Consider the following 1,323-nt stretch of genomic DNA (forward strand, 5'->3'; position numbering starts at 1 on the left):
AATCTATGGACGCCTCCCGGGCGAGAAGAACATTTGGCGGCAACTCGGCATTGGATGCGTGAATCTATCCGGCCTATCGCTGGAGCGATCACGCTCCTGGCCTTGATGGGAGTCCGCTACCTCTGTCCTCATAACATGATCGACCTTTATGGCCTTGTCGTAAATCAGGATCCGAAGCTGCGGTCCGTGCCGTTACGCCATCAGTTCTTACCCCGCATTCATCATTGCCTCATCGGCAACGATTGGCAAATGACTATTGTGCGGCGTATCGCTCCTGTCGTGTGAGCAGGGCCCATGCTATCCGCGCGGTCTTATTGGCAAGCGCTACGATCGCTTTGTTATAACCCCGGCGAGAGACGAGCTCTTTCAGCCATTGAGATCGACGATCATCGTGACTGGCAAGTCGGCTGATAACTGCACGTGCGCCATGAATCATCTGGCGACGTAGATAATGGTTCGCTCGGCGGCCAATTCCGCCAAGGCGTGGTTTGCCGCCAGTCGAGTATTGTCGCGGGACCAGCCCGATCCAAGCCGCCAGCTCTCGCCCGGATTTAAAGTGACGTCCGTCCTCAACGCTAGCAACGAGTGCCGTTGCAATGATCGGACCGACGCCTGGCAGTTCGGACAAACGACGGCAATCCTCTCGATCGCGGCAAATCTCGCTAATCTTCCTATCAATCTTGGCAATTCGGTCATTCACATCGGTGAGTTGGTCGAGTAGTTCGAGGAATAGCTCGCGCCCGAGATCGGAGAGATCAGCGCTCTCAACAGCCGCGGGTGCCTGGGATACAAAACGCCATGCTCCTTGCGGCAACACGATGCCATATTCGGCGAGAAGACCGCGTGCATGATTGATCAGCGATGTACGCTGGATGATCATACGTTCTCTAACTCTATGCAGCGACTGAACGTCTTGCTGTGTGATCGATTTGACCGGCACAAATCGCATGGTCGGCCGGGTCGCCGCTTCATAAATTGCCGCAGCATCTACGGCGTCGTTTTTGGAGCCGCGAACGAAGGGCTTCACAAAGCGAGGGTTGATAAGCAGGACCTCTCGCCCATTATCTTTGAATTGCCGTCCCCAGTGATGCGCACTGGCGCACGCTTCCATAGCAATCGTCTTTGGTGCGAGTGCGTTAACAGTCTCGGCCAACTTCGATCTGCTGACCTTGCGCGACAGAATAGCGCCATCTGAAGCAATGCTGTGCAGATGAAACGACGACTTTCCGAGATCGATTGCGAGCAATTCGAATGTCATGACTTCCTCCTTTGGTTGGCCTTTCATTCTGAAGGTTCGGAGGGAGGCGTCCATCCCATAACATG

The 1,323-nt window shown here is 54.9% G+C and carries 2 protein-coding genes; one reads left to right on the forward strand and one right to left on the reverse strand.

Annotated elements, in window-relative coordinates:
- Nucleotides 1-285: hypothetical protein (locus FIB18_RS25550; protein ID WP_206667412.1), on the forward strand; the 285-nt coding region annotated here is incomplete at its 5' end.
- Here the strand turns inward: FIB18_RS25550 and FIB18_RS24670 are convergent.
- Nucleotides 254-1,258, reverse strand: a complete 1,005-nt coding sequence (locus FIB18_RS24670) for an IS110 family RNA-guided transposase (protein WP_006471171.1) — start codon at nt 1,256-1,258, stop codon at nt 254-256. The genes FIB18_RS25550 and FIB18_RS24670 overlap by 32 nt on opposite strands.
- Nucleotides 1,259-1,323: the final 65 nt, after the last annotated feature.

Source organism: Brucella pecoris (assembly GCF_006376675.1).
GTDB classification, from domain to species: domain Bacteria; phylum Pseudomonadota; class Alphaproteobacteria; order Rhizobiales; family Rhizobiaceae; genus Brucella; species Brucella pecoris.

What these genes read in the sequence shown, in the direction of transcription:
- FIB18_RS24670 (WP_006471171.1), bottom strand. Translation starts at nt 1,258, where the DNA reads ATGACATTCGAATTGCTCGCAATCGATCTCGGAAAGTCGTCGTTTCAT.